The organism is Spiractinospora alimapuensis (assembly GCF_018437505.1).
Classification (GTDB): Bacteria; Actinomycetota; Actinomycetes; order Streptosporangiales; family Streptosporangiaceae; genus Spiractinospora; species Spiractinospora alimapuensis.
Genome location: NZ_CP072467.1, coordinates 4989414 through 5005532 on the forward strand (window position 1 = coordinate 4989414; position 16119 = coordinate 5005532).

A 16119-nucleotide genomic window follows, 5' to 3' on the forward strand; every position below is an offset into this window, starting at 1 on the left:
GCTTGGGCCGGCACAGCTCGGGGGAGGGGAAGCGCGGTTCGACCAACCCGCGTCGTCCTCCTGGCTCCGCCAGCCACCGAGCGGGCCCGACCGGTACGGGTCCTGTCGCTTCGGTGACCCACATGCTGGGCAGCACGGTACCAAAGCGCGTCCGCCCACCACGGTTCCATCGCGCGCTCCTCGTCTCCGGCGTGATGGTGGGTTTGGTCCTGTTCGGCTACAGCAGCACCCAGGTCTACCTGCACTTCTCTGACCCCCAGGAAGACGCCGGCACCGACGGCGAATCCCTGGAGCAGATCCCCCCCGACGGCCCCGGCGGGTCCGCCGGCGGCAACAACACCCTCGACTCCCCGGAAACCGCCGCCTCCGAGGGCGGAGACACCCAGGCCGACGTCAGCTACGAGGCCACCCCCCGCGCGGACCAGGAGTTCAGCGGCGAGGTATCCATCCGCAACAACGGAGGAGCCCCCCTCGCCGACTGGGACCTGGAACTCACCTTCGACGCCGCCGAAGTCGTGGTCGTCTGGGGCGCGGAATGGGAACCCACCGGAACCGGAGCCCGAATCTCCCCCATGGGCGAGGAGTCGGCCCTCCCACCCGGGGAGTCCACCACCATCCACTTCGACGCCCTCGGCACCAACGAGACGCCGAGCTGCCACCTCAACGGAGAGACCTGCGGGATCTAGCGTCCGTGACGTTCCCCACGCGGCGCTACGCGCAGGTCCCCCTGATCCCTCGGACGCACGGCTCACGCGACCCGCCTCCCGTTGATCTTGTAGTTGTCGCCACCCCAGGTGGCTGATGTGGCGACAACTACAAGATCAACGCACGTCCACCCGAGCGTGCGGGGACTGGACCGAGCCCATCCGGGTTGGACTGGTGGAGTGCCGGGGCATCCCCGCGCGCGGAGCGTTTTGGCTTACAGGTTGGTGGTTCCGTTGTCTGTTCCCGGTGGGCGGGTATGGTCCCTCGGTCGGATCATCGATTCCCGCCGTGATTCCTGTAGGAAGATAGAAGCGGTGGTACCCGCCACGGATCGCCGCCAAATCGGGGAGCGAGCATTGGTGACCGTTTTGTCGGAATTTCGAGAAGTGAAGAAATTCGCCGCTTGCCAGTGGTAAGTCCGCTGGTCGCGGACTGTCTGTTCCCCGCGCGCGGGGATGGTCCCCCAGACCCAAACCCGTGACCAGATGCTGAGTCGTCTGTTCCCCGCGCGCGGGGATGGTCCCGCGATCCCGTCCTGCCCGGGAAGTTCGAGGTCGTCTGTCTGTTCCGCGCGCGGGGATGGTCCCATCAGTTCCCCCTCCGGGCTGTACACCAGTTCGTCTGTTCCCCGCGCGCGGGGATGGTCCCCCGGCCACGGCACCACCGTCACCGCAATGACCGTCTGTTCCCCGCGCGCGGGGATGGTCCACCGCGCAGGATCTGCACCAGGATCGGGGCGACGTCTGTTCCCCGCGCGGGAATGGGGCGGAGGGAAAGCGGACGAATGGCGGCCACATTGTTCGCGAGCGCTCGTGCTGGAGCGCGGAATCGCGGACAGAATGCGTCCGCGAATGTCCGGGGTCGTGGTTCGTGGACGGATGCGGGACCTGGCTGAGGGGAGTGGTCCTGACGCAAACGCCGAGGCCCGGTGTCGTCCCTTCTGGGACGACACCGGGCCTCGGACGGATGCTTTGTGCGGCGGAAGACCGCTGCGTCCTGCTAGCGTTCGACCTTGCCGGCCTTGATGCAGGAGGTGCAGGCCTTCACGCGCTTCGGGGTACCGTTCACCCGGGTGCGCACGGTCTGGACGTTCGGGTCCCAGCGGCGGCGGGTGCGGCGGTGCGAGTGGGAGATGTTGTTCCCGAACGACGGCCTCTTGCCGCAGACGTCGCATACGGAAGCCACGGTCACTCCATTCAGGGTCGAGGAGCACGTCCACGGGCGCTCGCCACCGGACGAATTGGATTTCTCTGCGTGCGGCCACGCTGAGCGCGACCGGCCGAGGGGCAAGCCTACCCGACGCAGGGCGGCGAACTCACAGTACGGCCCTGCCAGTATAGGACACCCACAGGCCAGCACGGTCGTCGAGCGATCGTCGCCGTTGGTCACTACGATATCGGCTGTGGGCAACCTGGATGATCCGCTGCGCGGTGTGCTCGGTGCGAAGACGGCCAAGGTGCTGTCCGACTCCCTCGACCTGCACACCGTGGCGGACATGCTCGGGCACTACCCGCGCCGCTACGCCCGGCGCGGGGAGCTCAGCGACCTCAGCACACTGGTCGAGGGTGAGCAGGTCACCATCGTGGCGCAGGTGGTCGAGGCCCGGAAACGCACCATGCGGCAGCGTCGCGGCTCGTTCCTCGAGGTGGCGGTGACGGATGGCACCGGGCTGATCACCCTCACGTTCTTCGGCCGCGTCGTCGACCACCACGCTCGGCAGCTCGTTCCCGGCAAGCGTGGGCTGTTCGCCGGCAAGGTGTCCAGTTACCGGGGCAAGCGTCAGCTCGCGCACCCCGACTACGAACTCGTCCCCGACATGGAGGACGCCTCCCCGGAGCAGGCCCGGGCCTTCGCCGAGGAACTCATCCCCGTGTATCCGGCCACGGCCAAGCTCCCGTCCTGGAAGGTCGCCCGCTGCGTGGGGATCGTGCTGGACCACGTGGGCGACGTTCCCGATCCGTTGCCGGAGGCCGTGCGCCGACGGCACGACCTGATTCCACTGGCGGCCGCGCTGGAGGGCATCCACCGCCCCCGGGAGGACCGTGACATCGCCCGCGGGCGGCACCGGCTGAAGTGGGACGAGGCGTTCCTGATGCAGGTCGCGCTCGCCCGTCGCCGCCAGGAGTCCCAGGCACTGCCGTCGCGGGCGTGGAAGGGGAGTCCCGGCCGGCTGCTCGACGCCTTCGACGCCCGCCTGCCGTTCGACCTGACCGACGGGCAGCGCGAGGTCGGCGAGTCGGTGGCGGAGGGCCTCGACTCCGCCCACCCCATGCACACACTGCTGCAGGGCGACGTCGGCTCCGGCAAGACCGTGGTCGCCCTGCGGGCCATGCTGCGCGTCGTGGACTCCGGAGGGCAAGCGGCCCTCCTCGCCCCCACCGAGGTCCTCGCACAACAGCACCATCGGTCGATCATCCAGTTGATGGGCCCCCTCGCCGCCGGGGGGCGCCTCGACCAGGCCGAACACGCGACCTCGGTGGCGTTGGTCACCGGATCCCAGTCCACCAAGGAACGACGCCGCGCCCTGTCCGACGCGGCCTCCGGGGCGGCGGGGATCGTGGTCGGAACGCACGCACTACTGCAGGAGAACGTGAGCTTCGCCGAACTGGGCCTCGTCGTGGTGGACGAGCAGCACCGCTTCGGCGTGGAGCAGCGCGACGCCCTGCGCGCCAAGGGGGCGGACGGGCGCCCGCACGTCCTGGTGATGACCGCCACCCCGATTCCCCGCACCGTGGCGATGACGGTGTACGGCGATCTCGACGTGCTGGCCCTTTCCCAACTCCCCGCCGGCCGGGCTGGGATCACCACCCACGTCGTGCCCGCCGCCGAGCGTCCCCACTACCTGCGCCGCGCTTGGGAACGCGTCCGTGAGGAGGTGGGACGAGGGCGCCAGGCCTTCATGGTCTGTCCCCGCATCGGCGACGAGGACCCGACGGACCAGGAACCCGCGCCACCAACACCGGAGGACGAGGAGAACCCGGCGGAGTCGGAGCGGCGGCCCCCGATCGGTGTGGTGGATCTCGCCGCCGAGCTCATGGCCGGCCCGCTGTCGGACCTGCGCGTCGCGATCCTGCACGGCCGCCTCTCCGCCGAGGAGAAGGAGTCGGTGATGCGGGACTTCACCGCCGGCGCCATCGACGTCCTCGTGGCCACCACCGTGATCGAGGTCGGCGTGGACGTCCCCCGCGCTTCCACCATGGTCATCATGGACGCGGACCGTTTCGGGGTCTCCCAGCTGCACCAGCTCCGTGGCCGCGTCGGTCGAGGCACGGAGCCGGGGTTGTGTCTGCTCGTCACCGAGTTCGCGGAGGGAACCCCCGCCCGCGAACGTCTGGCGGCCGTGGCCTCCACCACCGACGGCTTCGAACTCTCCCGGGTGGACCTCGAACAACGCCGAGAAGGCGACGTCCTCGGCGACGCCCAGTCCGGACGTCGATCCACGGTGCGTCTCCTCGCCCTCACCCGCGACGAGGAGCTGATCCGTCACGCCCGGGACGAAGCCACGGTTCTCGTGGCGGAGGACCCCACGCTCACCGGGTACCCCGACCTCAACGCCGCCTTGGACCGTCAGCTCGCCGACACCCAGGCGGACTTCCTCGAGAAGACTTGACCGTCCGTCTCCAGGTCAGCGCACTGCGTCCCATGCGGTGATCGTGGCGTCCGCCCAGTCCCGGACGCGCCGCTCATAGCCAGAAGCGGGAAAGGTGCCGTCGGCGGCGACATCGGCGAGGGTGACGCGGAACCCGTTGGGGGAGACGGTCGTGGGGGCGTACGCGGGCCGTGCGGCCCCACGGTTCCGATGGGAGTTCGCGCGCCGCCGACCCTCCGCGAACCGATGTGCCGCCGCCGCGCCCTCATCGACGAACACCCGCAGCAAGCCCAACAGCACGTCCGAGCCCTCGGGAAGTTGGCTGCCGTGCTGCAAGCGATAGCAGGCCACAGCCACGCCATGGAGCGGACCCCACGGTTCCGCCCGGGAGTGGTCGAGCGCGAGGAGCCGATTGAACAAGGTCGCACAGGGGACCTCGCTCGTGGTTCCGCATTCCGGGCAGGTGACCATGGGTGCAGTGTGCCGCACCCCGGAGACGACGGGCGATCGGATTTCGTGGGCGGGGGGGGGCGCGCCTTGGCGCGCGTTCTGCCGAGGGCGGTTTGGGGCGGGGCTGACGAAGCCGCCCCCAGCAAGGATCCCGGAGTTGGGTTCAGCCGGGAGGCGGTGCGGGAGTGGTCTCGGTGCCGGTCGGTCCCTCCGGGCCGGAGCCGACGTCTCCGACATCGTCGTGCCCCGCCAAGGAGACGTCTCCGTGGACGGTCCCGATCTGGACGACCGTTCCGTTGATGTCCTCGGAGTGGACGCCGTTCGCGGGCGTGTCGTTCTGGAGTTCTCGATAGACCCGGATGACATCGTCCGCTGTGCCGTGAATGCTCTGCGCGCGCCCGTCAGGGCCGAGCGACATCCCGCAGGAGCGGCACCACCCCATCCGCGTCCTGAACTGCGGTTCCTCTATTCCGTATATGCGTTGGCAGTCCGCACAGAGGTCACCAATCGGGGTTGACCCGACATAGCGGGGAGGCGGGCTGGGCTTCGAGACAGGAGGCGGATCTGGTGCCTTCATCGGATGCCCGCACCCGTTGCAGTAGTCGACTTCTTCGGCGAACAGCCGTCCCACGCCACCGAACCTGCCCTGGCACGCGCCACACAGGCCGCTGTACGCACCCTTCGCGTTCTCCTCCATGCCCCCATCATGGCGTTCGAGGTCGATCGTGCGGGTGCTGTGGCAGAGAACGGCCACCCACGTCGTTCCTGGCATGGGGTCCGAGCGGAGGCTCCTGGTGGTGTCGGCCCTTCCAGGACGTCGTGCGCCGGGGACCCGGCAGGAGAACGGTGGCGTCGTGGGGGTGTCCGGGGGAATCCCCGCCTCGGTCGCTGTTCTACGCTCGGGGTATGCCTCGGATCATCTCTGGCGTCGCCGGTGGGCGGCGGATCGACGCTCCTCCTGGAAACGGGACCCGCCCTACGGGGGATCGTGCCCGGGAGGCGATGTTCGCGTCGGTGCGCTCGGAGCTGGGGGACTTCTCCGGTCTGCGGGTGATCGACCTCTACGCGGGGTCGGGGGCCTTGGGGCTGGAGGCGTTGTCCCGTGGGGCGGCCGAAGTCGTGTTCGTGGAGGCCGACCGCCGGGCCGCCGCGACTGTGCGGCGCAACCTCGGTTCACTCGGGATTCCGGGAGGCGAGGTCGTGGCGGACAAGGTGGAACGCGTGCTCGCGAAACCGGCCTCCGCGCCGTTCGATCTCCTCCTCGCCGACCCGCCCTACGTGGTGACCGACCACGACGTAGTGACGATGCTGGAGCTGGCCCGCGACAACGGGTGGTGCGCGCCGGACGCGCTCGTGGTGCTCGAGAGGTCGAGCCGGGGGCCGGAGTTCCTCTGGCCGGAGGGGTTCGAGGCAAGGAGGGCGAAGCGCTATGGGGAGGCGACCCTTTGGTACGGTCGCGCCTCGGGCCGCGTTGACGGCGCGGAAGCGGAAAACGTGTAGCGGATCTGTCGACGCCGGCGCGGAGGCCGGAGGCTGAAAGGGGCGATGACGTGCGGCGCGTGGTTTGTCCGGGGTCCTTTGATCCCGTCACCAATGGGCACATCGACATCATCGGACGTGCCGCGCGGCAATACGACGAGGTCATTGCCGCTGTTCTGACGAACATCTCCAAACGCGGCCTGTTCAGCCCGGAGGACCGCGTGGCCATGCTGCGCGAGGCGACGGAGGACTACCCCAACGTCCGTGTGCAGCAGTTCGACGGGCTTCTCGTCGACTTCTGCCGCGAGAACGACATCCCCGGCATCATCCGCAGCCTGCGCTCGGTCAGCGACTTCGACTACGAGCTGCAGATCGCCCAGATGAACTACCAGCTCGCCGGGGTTGAGACCCTTTTCATGACGGCGAACCCCCAGTACTCGTTCCTGAGTTCCAGCCTCGTGAAAGAGGTCGCCTCCTACAACGGTGACGTGAGCACTCTGGTCGCGCCGCACGTCGAGCAGGCGTTGCGGGACAGGTTCGCGGGCGACTGAGCGCGGTTTCCCGTCTCCGCGCTCGGATAGACTTGGCCCTGGATATGTCACAGTCAACGAGTTCACCCTTCAAGATCGACACCCGCATGCTCGGGCGTCAGGCAGGCGCCATGCGCCGCGACACCCGTACGCTTCCGGCGTTGTCGGGTCTTGAGGTCGGACTAACCCACATTCCCGAGGACGCGGAGCTGTCCTTGGAGTACCGGCTGGAGTCGGTGCTGGACGGTGTCCTGGTCACGGGAACCGTCGAGGCGCCGATGGTCGGTGAGTGCGCCCGCTGCCTGGAACCGGTGTCGGAAACCATCACCGGGTCGTTCCAGGAACTCTTCCGCTACCCCGCCGACGAGTTCGGTGTGGGGGACGAGGCAGAGCACGACGTTGGCGCTGACGACGACAGCGATTACCATCTTGAGGGCGACTGGATCGACCTGGAGCCGGTGATCCGTGACGCGCTCGTGCCGGCCCTGCCGGACTCGCCGCTGTGCCGGGACGACTGCCCCGGCCTGTGCGTGGAGTGCGGAGTACGGCTGGCCGACGCCGGTCCCGACCACAGCCACGAAGAGGCTGTGGACCCCCGGTGGGCGGCGTTGAAGGGGCTGGACTCCTCCAAGAAGGAGTGAGACGGCCACCGTCCGGCCGCGTCTCCGTCTGATGGCGGGGCCGTGTCTTCGTACGTGAGCGAAGGCCGGAGAGCAAGCAGAAATCCCTTCCGCGGGATGCGCGGAGGGGCGTGTTGAGCCAGGAGGAAGAACGTGGCCGTCCCGAAGCGCAAGATGTCGCGGAGCAACACCCGCACCCGCCGGTCGCAGTGGAAGGCCTCGCGCCCGTCCCTGACGACGTGCCCGCGGTGCCGTGACACCAAGCTGCCCCACCAGGCGTGCCCCACGTGCGGCACCTACAACAACCGTCAGGTTGTCACCACGGCCTGAGGCATTCCCGAGCCTGGCTCCAAGGTCTGTCGCTCGTCCGTGTCCGGTTCACCGGGGACGGGCAAGCGACAGACCCTTGTTGGTTGGTCATGACGCAGAGCCGATGGGAACACCCGAGATCGAGGTGATCGCCGGCGCTTTGGCCGGCGATCACCTCGCACCCGAGCGTTCCTGGTCGGCCGCGCGGGAGACGCCGCGCCGCACCCACAGCGCCCCGCGCTGTAGAGAGGGACGTGAACACCGTTGAGCACCCAACTGTCCGCCGCTGAGGCCAGGGAGTTCCGTCGGACGATTGGCGTCGGGATCGACCCCCACGTGTTGGCCCGGGCGCTGACCCACCGTTCCTACGCCTACGAAAAGGGCGGTCTCCCCACCAACGAGCGGCTCGAGTTCCTGGGGGACGCCGTCCTGGGGCTCGTGATCACCGACACGCTGTTCCACGCCCATCCTGACCTTCCCGAGGGCCAGCTCGCCAAGCTCCGGGCGGCCGTGGTGAACATGCGTGCGCTCGCCGACGTCGCCCGTGGGTTGGACGTCGGGCGCTACATCCGGCTCGGCCGTGGTGAGGAGGGCACCGGGGGGCGCGACAAGTCGTCCATCCTCGCCGACACACTCGAAGCCATCATCGGAGCCGTCTATCTCGACAAAGGGCTGGACGAGGCGTCGGCCCTGGTACACCGGCTGTTCGACCCGCTCGTGGCCAAGGCCTCCGGCATGGGCGCGGGGCTGGACTGGAAGACATCGCTGCAGGAACTCACCGCCTCAGAGGGGCTCGGTGTGCCCGAGTACCACGTCACCGAGAGCGGCCCCGACCACCAGAAGAGCTTCCGCGCCGTAGTGCGGGTCGCGGGCGAGGCGCACGGCTCCGGGGAGGGCCGGAGCAAGAAAGAGGCGGAACAGCAGGCCGCCGAAGCCGCGTGGACCGCCATCCAGGGCGACGCGGCCGAGGCCGTGAACAACCAGTCCGCCAAGGAAACCGGCGCGGACGCCAAAGCCACGGGCAACGGCCAGTCCCGGCAGGACAACGCCGCGGCGACGGACGCCGGCTGACGATGCCGGAGCTGCCGGAAGTCGAGGTCGTCCGCCGGGGACTCGCCGACCACGTGGTGGGCCGCACTCTCAAGGGCGTCGAGGTTCTGCACCACCGCTCGGTACGCCGGCACGCCGCGGGTATGGCGGACTTCCGGGACCGCCTTGAGGGCGTACGTGTGCTGGACGCGTGCCGCCGTGGGAAGTACCTCTGGTTCCCGTTGGACAGCGGTGAAGCGCTGCTGGCGCACCTCGGTATGAGTGGGCAACTCCTGGTGTGTGCCCCGGAGATCGCGCCGCAGAAGCATCTTCGCGTCAGTGCGGGCCTGGTGCCCGAGGGCGCCACCGCTCCCGCCACGCAGTTGCGCTTCGTCGACCAGCGCACGTTCGGCCACATGTTGGTGGACGAGGTCGGTCCCGGCGTTGGTGGCCGGCCGGTACCGCTGGTCGCCAGCCACATCGCGGCGGACCCGTTGGAGCCGGCGTTCGACGACGCGGAGTTCGCGCGGGCGCTCACCAACCGGCGAAGCGGGGTGAAACGCGCGTTGCTCGACCAGTCGTTGGTCAGCGGGGTCGGCAACATTTACGCCGACGAGGCGCTGTGGCGCACGGGGCTCCACGGCGAACAGCCGGCCGGAACCCTGACCCGGGCGGACGTGAAACGCCTGTTGGTCGCGGTGCGCGACGTACTGGAGGCGGCCCTGGACGAGGGCGGCACCAGTTTCGACGGCCTGTACGTCAACGTCAACGGGGAGAGCGGGTACTTCTCGCGTGCCCTGCGGGTGTACGGCCGGGAGGGGCAGCGGTGCGGGCACTGTGGTACCCCGATCGTGCGTGAGGTGTTCATGAACCGGTCCTCGTTCCGATGCCCACGATGCCAGTCGATGCGTGGTGGAGAAGACTGATGGAGAACACCACCGACCGTGTTCGGCTCACCGCGTGGGTCGAGGGTCGTGTGCAGGGCGTCGGTTTTCGGTGGTGGGTGCGGTCTCGCGCCCTGGAACTCGGCCTCGTCGGTGCCGCGACGAATCGCCGTGACGGCCGGGTGGAGGTCGTCGCCGAGGGGCCCCGCGCCGACTGCGACGTGTTACTCGCGGCACTTCGTGGTGGACGAACCCCTGGTCACGTGGATCGCGTACAAGAGAATTGGGGCGACGTGACCGGCGCATTCACAGGATTTTCCGAAAGGTGAGTATCCTGGAAGTGCGACAGGTGTGACATCGTCTCGGTCGACAGGCGACTGAGGCGTCGCATTACTTCACGCAGTGTTACTGAGTAAATCCAGATAATCTTGACCAGTTCTCGGTGCGATGAGAGCATGGACGGCATACCACGCGCCCATGAGGTAGACGCCTTGCGGCATTTCTTGGTTCACGGCCCGGGCTTCCGTGGCGCTCTCGCATACATCTGACGAACCGGTCACTCATTGTGGAGGACCCACATCATGGCGAAGGCTCTGTTGGGCCACGTTGGCGGTCCGGACCCTCGTATGGTCCAGGAGATGCGTCGGCTGCAACAGCGGGTACGCGACCTTGAAGACGAGGTAGGTCGGCTCCAGGCGCACAACGACGCCCTGTCGGCCACCGTCGCCAACGTAGCCGTCAGCTCAACCGAGCGCGAACCGGCGCTGGCATAACTCGACAGTAGGTCGGGCCGCACGTTCCCACATCGAACACGTAGGGACTTTTGGTGTCCGCGCACGTGGGACATGGTGGGTGCTCGGCAACGAGCGACACGGCGGAACTGCCCGAGGGGTAGTCGACATCTATTTCCTACCGTATTAGTGGGAAATTCGTGTGCGACACGACATGATCTCCCCGTGACGAAACGGCGTCGCGGCCCGGTGCTCCGTGGCAGGCTGAGGAAGATCTTGTGGAGCACTGTGGAGCGTGACGGAGGCTGAGCAGCCGTGTACCTGAAGAACCTCACGCTGCGAGGCTTCAAGTCCTTCGCTTCGGCGACGGCGCTGCGGTTCGAACCCGGGATCACCTGCGTCGTGGGACCGAACGGGTCAGGGAAGTCCAACGTGGTGGACGCGCTCGCCTGGGTGATGGGCGAGCAGGGGGCGAAGACCCTCCGCGGTGGGAAGATGGAAGACGTCATCTTCGCCGGAACCTCCTCCCGCGCCGCACTCGGCCGCGCCGAGGTCAGTCTGACTATCGACAACGCCGACGGCGCTCTGCCCATCGACTACTCCGAGGTGACCGTCCGCCGTACGTTGTTCCGTAACGGCGGGTCGGAGTACGCCATCAACGGCGACACGTGTCGGTTGCTCGACGTCCAGGAACTGCTGAGCGACTCCGGCATCGGCCGCGAGATGCACGTCATCGTGGGCCAGGGCCAGCTCGACACCGTGCTGCACGCCGGCCCGGAGGAGCGCCGCGCGCTGATCGAGGAGGCCGCCGGGATCCTCAAACACCGCAAGCGCAAGGAGAAGGCGCTGCGCAAGCTCGACGCGATGCAGGGAAACCTGGACCGCGTCAGCGACCTCACCGCTGAGCTCCGGCGACAGCTCAAGCCGCTGGGTCGCCAGGCCGAGCTCGCCAGGAAGGCGGCGGTGATCCAGGCGGAGCTACGTGACGCCCGCCTCCGTCTTCTCGCCGACGACATCACCACGCTCGCCGAGACGCTGCGCAAGGAGGAGGCCGACGAGGCCACCGCTCGCCGCAAGCGCGAGGAACTCGAGGCCGCGCTGGAGGCGGCCCAGCAGCGTGAGACGGAACTCGAGGAGGAGGCCACCCGAGCGTCGCCCCTGCTGGAACGGGCTCGGGAGACCTCACAGAACCTACAGCGGCTCCGGGAACGGTTCGGTTCGCTGGCGGAACTGGCCACAGAGCGGCAACGCGGTCTCTCCTCCGACGAGGCCCACGACACGTCCCACCGCAACGATCCCGAGGAGCTGGACCGCGAGGCCGCGGAGGTACGCGCCGAGGAGGCCGAGCTCACCGAACACCTCAACGATGCCCAGGAGAACCTGGAGGCGGCGGTCGCCGAACGCAAGGCGACCGAGGAACAGCTCGCCCGCGAGGACAAGGCGGTCGCCGCCGCCGCCCGCGCGGCCGCCGACCGGCGGGAACAGATCGCCAAACTGCACGGCCAAGTGGAGTCCGTGCGGAGCCGGGTCGCCGCCAGCGCCGCAGAGGTCGCGCGACTCACCGACTCCGCCCAGGAGGCACGGGAGCGGGCCGAGGTCGCCGCCGAGGAACTGGAACGGGGCCGCGCCGAGACCGAGGACGCCGCGGATCCCGACCTGGCCGCCGAGCAGGAAGAGACCACCCAGCGGCTGCGCGCGACAGAGGCCCGTCTCAAGGAACTTCGCGAAGTGGAGCGCCGCACCGAGCGGGAACGCGCCGCCCTCGCCGCTCGTAAGGAAGCGCTCGAGCAGGGGATCGACCGCAAGGACGCCACGGCCGCGCTTCTCGCCGCCGAGCAGGAGCTACCCGGGCTCCTCGGCCCGCTGGCCAGCCAGATCCAGGTCGAGTCGGGTTCGGAGGCCGCGGTCGCCGCGGCCCTGGGCACGGCGGCGGAGGCGATCGCGGTCACGGCCGCCGACACCGCTGTGGCGGCGGTCGACCTGCTCAAGGAGCGGGACGCGGGCCGGGCCGGCATCGTTGTCGCCGACGAGGGCCTGTTGTCCGCCCCCGACCGTGACTCCTGGCCGGCCCCACCACCGGACTGCGTCTACCTCGTGGATCGGATCACCGCCCCGGACAAGCTTCGCCCGGCGATTCTCCAGCTTCTGGACCAGACGGTCCTCGTGCCGGACACCACGCGGGCGGCCGCCCTCCTACGGGAACGCCCCCAGGCCCGCGCCGTCACCGTGGCCGGCGACGTGTTCACCGCCACCTTCGCGCATGGAGGGTCGAAGTCGGTCCCCAGCGCGATCGAGGCCCAGGCCGCCGTCGACGAGGCGGCGATGCGCCTGGAGGAGGTGACGGCGGCCTGCGAACAGGCGGCCCTCGATCTCGCGGAGGCCGAATCGGCACGCCAGGAGGCCGCGGACGCTGTCTCCGCCGTGTCCGCACGGGTGCGAGCCGAGGAGAAGCGGCGCTCCGAGGCGGGGACCAGGATCGCGCAACTGGAGGCGCACGCCCGCGCCGCCGTCGGTGAGGCCGAACGCGGTACCCGAGCGATCGAGAAGGCCTCGGGATCGCAGGCCGAGGACGAGGAGCGACTCGCCGAGCTGGAGGAACGCCTGCGGCAGGTGGAGGCGGAACCGGTCGCCGACGCGGAACCGGACACAGCGCTGCGTGACGAGCTGGCCCACCAGGCGTCCGCCGCCCGCGCGGCGGAGACCGAGGGACGACTCGCGGTACGGACCGCCGAGGAACGGGTCCGTGCGCTCGCCGGCCGGGCCGAGGCCCTGGAGACCGCGGCGGTCGAGGCGCGGGAGGCGTTGCAGCGGGCCGCGGAACGGCGCGTCGACCGTCAACGCCGCGCCACCGTCGCCGCCGCGATCGCCGACGCGGCACGGCTGGCGGTCATCCGCGTGGAGGAGTCGCTCCAGGTGGCGGAAAACCGTCGCCGCCGTGAGGAGGAGGCCCGCTCGGCCCGCGAGCCGGAGCTGAAGATGGTCCGCCAGAAGGTGCGCGACCTGTCAGTCCAACGCGAGTCCCTGGTGAACACCGCGCACAGCACCGAGATGGCGCGCGCCGAACGCCGGATGCGACTGGAGCAGTTGCACACCAAGGCGGTCGAGGAGATGGGCATCGAGGTCGAGCCGCTACTGGCCGAGTACGGCCCCAGTGTGTCGGTCCCTCCGTCCGCGGACGCGGGAGACGGCGCCGACCCCCTGCCCTTCGAGCGCGCGGTGCAGGAGAAACGTGCCCGCACCAACGAACGGCAGCTCGCCCAGCTCGGCAAGGTGAACCCCTTGGCGTTGGAGGAGTTCGCGGCCATGGAGGAGCGGCACGCCTTCCTCTCCACCCAACTGGAGGACCTGAAGTCCACCCGGCGTGACCTGCTTGAGGTCGTCAAGCAGGTGGATGACCGGGTGCGTGAGGTGTTCGCCGGGGCCTACGCCGACGTCGAACGCGAGTTCTCCGCCATGTTCGGTCGCCTGTTCCCCGGCGGCGAGGGCCGACTGGTCCTGACCGACTCCGAGGACATGCTCACCAGCGGCATCGAGGTCGAGGCCCGACCTCCAGGAAAGAAGGTCAAACGCCTCTCCCTCCTTTCGGGAGGCGAACGCTCCCTCACCGCCATCGCCTTCCTCGCCGCCATCTTCAAGGCCCGCCCCTCGCCCTTCTACGTCCTCGACGAGGTCGAGGCGGCCCTCGACGACACCAACCTCCAACGCCTGCTGATCATCTTCGAGGAGCTCCGCGGCAGCTCCCAGTTGATCGTCATCACCCACCAGAAACGCACCATGGAAGCCGCCGACGCCCTCTACGGGGTAACGATGCGCGGCGACGGCATCTCCGAGGTCATCAGCCAGAAACTGGAACGCACCGCCAGTCAGGGTGTCGCGTAGCGGTCGGGAACGAGAGGTGTCCGTTATGTCGGAATTTCGAGAAGTGATGAAATCCGCCGCTTGCCAGTGGTAAGTCCCCTGGTCGCGGAGTGTCCGCTCCCCGCGCGCGGGGATGGTCCCACGTGGTCGCTGTCGCTCTCGAACCCGCACTCGTCCGCTCCCCGCGCGCGGGGATGGTCCTCACATGACGGTTCTTGGTTACCGTCACGATACGTCCGCTCCCCGCGCGCGGGGATGGTCCTCCCTGATCTGCACAGCGACGGGATACCTATTCGTCCGCTCCCCGCGCGCGGGGATGGTCCCTGGCCAGGACAGTTGTGACTAGGGAGGCCGAAGTCCGCTCCCCGCGCGCGGGGATGGTCCAGCCAGGGCGGCACCCTCAGGGGTTTGGGTGAAGTCCGCTCCCCGCGCCTGGGGATGGACCGACGTCCGTACTGGACGATGACATCCTGTGGGTCGTGAGCCCCTCGCACGTGGGGGTGGACCGGTGAGGCCGGTGATGTAGGTAGCCTCGTGGATCGTGAGCTCCGCGCACGCGGGGATGGGCTATGACGGTTTCCGTCACGATCGGATACCGCGTCGACCCGTGGGATGACGCGTCCGGGTGTGCGTCATCGTGGACGGGACGGTGGCACCTCCCGCATGGGGCGCGCGTTTTGACCGTGTGACTGATCCTCTTGGCCTCTGCCAGGAGCTTGGGAGAGTTAGCAGGTTATGGACCAAACGCTCGCCACTTTTGTTGCCCTCGGTGTGGCTCTGCTCGTCATCCTGGTGCTGGGCGGGGCGTTCCTGCTGCGATCGCGGAAGCCCAGTGCCCCACCACGGGAGACCGAGGGCGGGACGGCTGAGGCCACCGCCGCTCCGGAGGCGCCTGCCGCGGAGGAGGTGGAGGAGCCGTCGAAGGGCGCTCCCGCAGCACCCGTTGAGGCAGCGCCGGAGGCCCCCGCGCTCGAGACGCCGCCGCCGTCGGAGGGGCGGATGGTGCGGCTGCGGGCCCGGCTGGCGCGGTCGCAGTCGTTGCTGGGGCGGCAACTGTTGGAGTTGCTGTCGAGCGACAAGCTCGACGACGAGACCTGGGAGGAGATCGAGGACACCCTCGTCACCTCCGACGTCGGCGCGACCACCGCGGCCCAGATCGTGGAGGACCTGCGCACCAAGGCGAAGGTGTTGGGCGCGGCCAGCGGAGACCAGGTTCGCGACATGCTCCGCACCGAACTGCTCACCCAGCTCAACCCCGACCTTCCGCGCGAGGTCCGCACCGAGCCGCACGGCGGGGAACCCGCCGTGCTGATGGTGGTCGGAGTGAACGGAACCGGGAAGACCACCACCTGCGGAAAACTCGGCCGGGCCCTGGTGGGGGACGGGCGCACGGTCGTGTTGGGCGCAGCGGACACCTTCCGCGCCGCCGCCGCCGACCAGCTCGAAACCTGGGGGAGCCGCGTCGGCGCGGAGGTCATTCGCCGCGACGAAGGAGCGGACCCGGCGAGCGTCGCCTTCGACACGGTGGCGAAGGGAATCGAGACCCAGTCCGACACGGTGATCGTGGACACGGCGGGCCGGCTGCACACCAAGACCGGGCTCATGGACGAGCTGGGCAAGGTGAAGCGGGTCATCGAGAAGAAGGCCACCGTGGACGAGGTCCTGCTCGTGCTGGACGCGACCACCGGTCAGAACGGTCTGCGGCAGGCGCAGGTCTTCGCCGAGGTCGTGGACATCACCGGCATCGTGCTGACCAAGCTCGACGGAACCGCGAAGGGCGGCATCGTCATCCAGGTGCAGCGCGAGCTCGGCGTCCCGGTCAAGCTCGTCGGTCTGGGCGAGGGGCCTGACGACCTCGCGCCGTTCGACCCGGAGGTCTTCGTCGACGCGATCCTGGACACCCCCTCGAGCTGAGGTTCACCACCCGCACCCCGA

The 16119-nt window shown here is 69.1% G+C and carries 15 protein-coding genes and 1 CRISPR repeat array; of the genes, 12 read left to right on the forward strand and 3 right to left on the reverse strand.

What is annotated here, in order from left to right; all coding sequences use genetic code 11:
• The first annotated feature begins 122 nt into the window (after positions 1 to 122).
• Positions 123 to 686: a cellulose binding domain-containing protein gene (locus J4H86_RS23340; protein WP_236544143.1), complete on the forward strand. Its 564-nt coding sequence runs from the start codon at positions 123 to 125 to the stop codon at positions 684 to 686.
• A gap of 1018 nt (positions 687 to 1704) precedes the next feature.
• On the opposite strand, the gene rpmB is transcribed toward J4H86_RS23340, so the two are convergent.
• Positions 1705 to 1890, reverse strand: coding sequence for a 50S ribosomal protein L28 (gene rpmB, locus J4H86_RS23345; protein WP_236540369.1), 186 nt, complete (start codon positions 1888 to 1890; stop codon positions 1705 to 1707).
• A 217-nt stretch (positions 1891 to 2107) separates the two neighbouring features.
• On the opposite strand from rpmB, the gene recG reads away from it, so the two are divergent.
• Entirely contained in the window at positions 2108 to 4315 is a 2208-nt protein-coding gene (gene recG / locus J4H86_RS23350; protein WP_236540370.1) for an ATP-dependent DNA helicase RecG, read from the forward strand.
• Positions 4316 to 4330: 15 nt separating this feature from the next.
• On the opposite strand, the gene J4H86_RS23355 is transcribed toward recG, so the two are convergent.
• Together J4H86_RS23355 and J4H86_RS23360 are read right to left on the reverse strand one after the other, a co-directional pair.
• A complete protein-coding gene (locus tag J4H86_RS23355) occupies positions 4331 to 4981 on the reverse strand; it encodes a DUF5946 family protein (protein ID WP_330932448.1) in 651 nt (216 codons plus the stop codon).
• Positions 4908 to 5498 (reverse strand): hypothetical protein, encoded by a 591-nt coding sequence (locus tag J4H86_RS23360; RefSeq protein ID WP_236540373.1) that lies wholly within the window; start codon positions 5496 to 5498, stop codon positions 4908 to 4910. The genes J4H86_RS23355 and J4H86_RS23360 overlap by 74 nt, the downstream gene beginning before the upstream one ends.
• Before the next feature lie 152 nt (positions 5499 to 5650).
• On the opposite strand from J4H86_RS23360, the gene rsmD reads away from it, so the two are divergent.
• The 10 genes from rsmD (at position 5651) to ftsY (ending at position 16098) form a co-directional block, all read left to right on the forward strand.
• Complete coding sequence (gene rsmD, locus J4H86_RS23365) at positions 5651 to 6244, forward strand: 16S rRNA (guanine(966)-N(2))-methyltransferase RsmD (protein WP_236540375.1); 594 nt, start codon at positions 5651 to 5653, stop codon at positions 6242 to 6244.
• Positions 6245 to 6294: 50 nt separating this feature from the next.
• Complete coding sequence (coaD, locus tag J4H86_RS23370) at positions 6295 to 6774, forward strand: pantetheine-phosphate adenylyltransferase (protein WP_236540377.1); 480 nt, start codon at positions 6295 to 6297, stop codon at positions 6772 to 6774.
• Between the two features lie 44 nt (positions 6775 to 6818).
• The gene (locus J4H86_RS23375) at positions 6819 to 7394 is read left to right on the forward strand and encodes a YceD family protein (RefSeq protein ID WP_236540379.1); all 576 of its coding nucleotides are present in this window, start codon (positions 6819 to 6821) and stop codon (positions 7392 to 7394) included.
• 132 nt (positions 7395 to 7526) lie between these two features.
• Positions 7527 to 7703: a 50S ribosomal protein L32 gene (gene rpmF / locus J4H86_RS23380; protein ID WP_236540381.1), complete on the forward strand. Its 177-nt coding sequence runs from the start codon at positions 7527 to 7529 to the stop codon at positions 7701 to 7703.
• Between the two features lie 243 nt (positions 7704 to 7946).
• Positions 7947 to 8753, forward strand: coding sequence for a ribonuclease III (rnc, locus tag J4H86_RS23385; RefSeq protein WP_236540382.1), 807 nt, complete (start codon positions 7947 to 7949; stop codon positions 8751 to 8753).
• Between the two features lie 2 nt (positions 8754 to 8755).
• On the forward strand, positions 8756 to 9637 hold the full coding sequence (mutM, locus tag J4H86_RS23390) for a bifunctional DNA-formamidopyrimidine glycosylase/DNA-(apurinic or apyrimidinic site) lyase (RefSeq protein ID WP_236540384.1): 882 nt from the start codon (positions 8756 to 8758) through the stop codon (positions 9635 to 9637).
• Positions 9637 to 9924: an acylphosphatase gene (locus J4H86_RS23395; RefSeq protein WP_236540386.1), complete on the forward strand. Its 288-nt coding sequence runs from the start codon at positions 9637 to 9639 to the stop codon at positions 9922 to 9924. The genes mutM and J4H86_RS23395 overlap by 1 nt, the downstream gene beginning before the upstream one ends.
• 252 nt (positions 9925 to 10176) lie before the next feature.
• On the forward strand, positions 10177 to 10368 hold the full coding sequence (locus J4H86_RS23400) for a hypothetical protein (RefSeq protein ID WP_236540388.1): 192 nt from the start codon (positions 10177 to 10179) through the stop codon (positions 10366 to 10368).
• 273 nt (positions 10369 to 10641) lie between these two features.
• A complete protein-coding gene (gene smc, locus J4H86_RS23405) occupies positions 10642 to 14205 on the forward strand; it encodes a chromosome segregation protein SMC (protein ID WP_236540390.1) in 3564 nt (1187 codons plus the stop codon).
• 91 nt (positions 14206 to 14296) lie between these two features.
• Positions 14297 to 14629: a CRISPR direct-repeat array (repeat unit 28 nt; unit sequence GTCCGCTCCCCGCGCGCGGGGATGGTCC).
• 290 nt (positions 14630 to 14919) lie between these two features.
• On the forward strand, positions 14920 to 16098 hold the full coding sequence (gene ftsY, locus J4H86_RS23410; protein WP_236540392.1) for a signal recognition particle-docking protein FtsY: 1179 nt from the start codon (positions 14920 to 14922) through the stop codon (positions 16096 to 16098).
• Positions 16099 to 16119: the final 21 nt, after the last annotated feature.

Coding starts and splice junctions, on each gene's coding strand:
- J4H86_RS23340 (WP_236544143.1), top strand. CDS start 123: ATGCTGGGCAGCACGGTACCAAAGCGCGTCCGCCCACCACGGTTCCAT.
- J4H86_RS23355 (WP_330932448.1), bottom strand. CDS start 4,981: ATGTCGGAGACGTCGGCTCCGGCCCGGAGGGACCGACCGGCACCGAGA.
- rsmD (WP_236540375.1), top strand. CDS start 5,651: ATGCCTCGGATCATCTCTGGCGTCGCCGGTGGGCGGCGGATCGACGCT.
- J4H86_RS23375 (WP_236540379.1), top strand. CDS start 6,819: ATGTCACAGTCAACGAGTTCACCCTTCAAGATCGACACCCGCATGCTC.
- mutM (WP_236540384.1), top strand. CDS start 8,756: ATGCCGGAGCTGCCGGAAGTCGAGGTCGTCCGCCGGGGACTCGCCGAC.
- J4H86_RS23395 (WP_236540386.1), top strand. CDS start 9,637: ATGGAGAACACCACCGACCGTGTTCGGCTCACCGCGTGGGTCGAGGGT.
- J4H86_RS23400 (WP_236540388.1), top strand. CDS start 10,177: ATGGCGAAGGCTCTGTTGGGCCACGTTGGCGGTCCGGACCCTCGTATG.
- ftsY (WP_236540392.1), top strand. CDS start 14,920: ATGGACCAAACGCTCGCCACTTTTGTTGCCCTCGGTGTGGCTCTGCTC.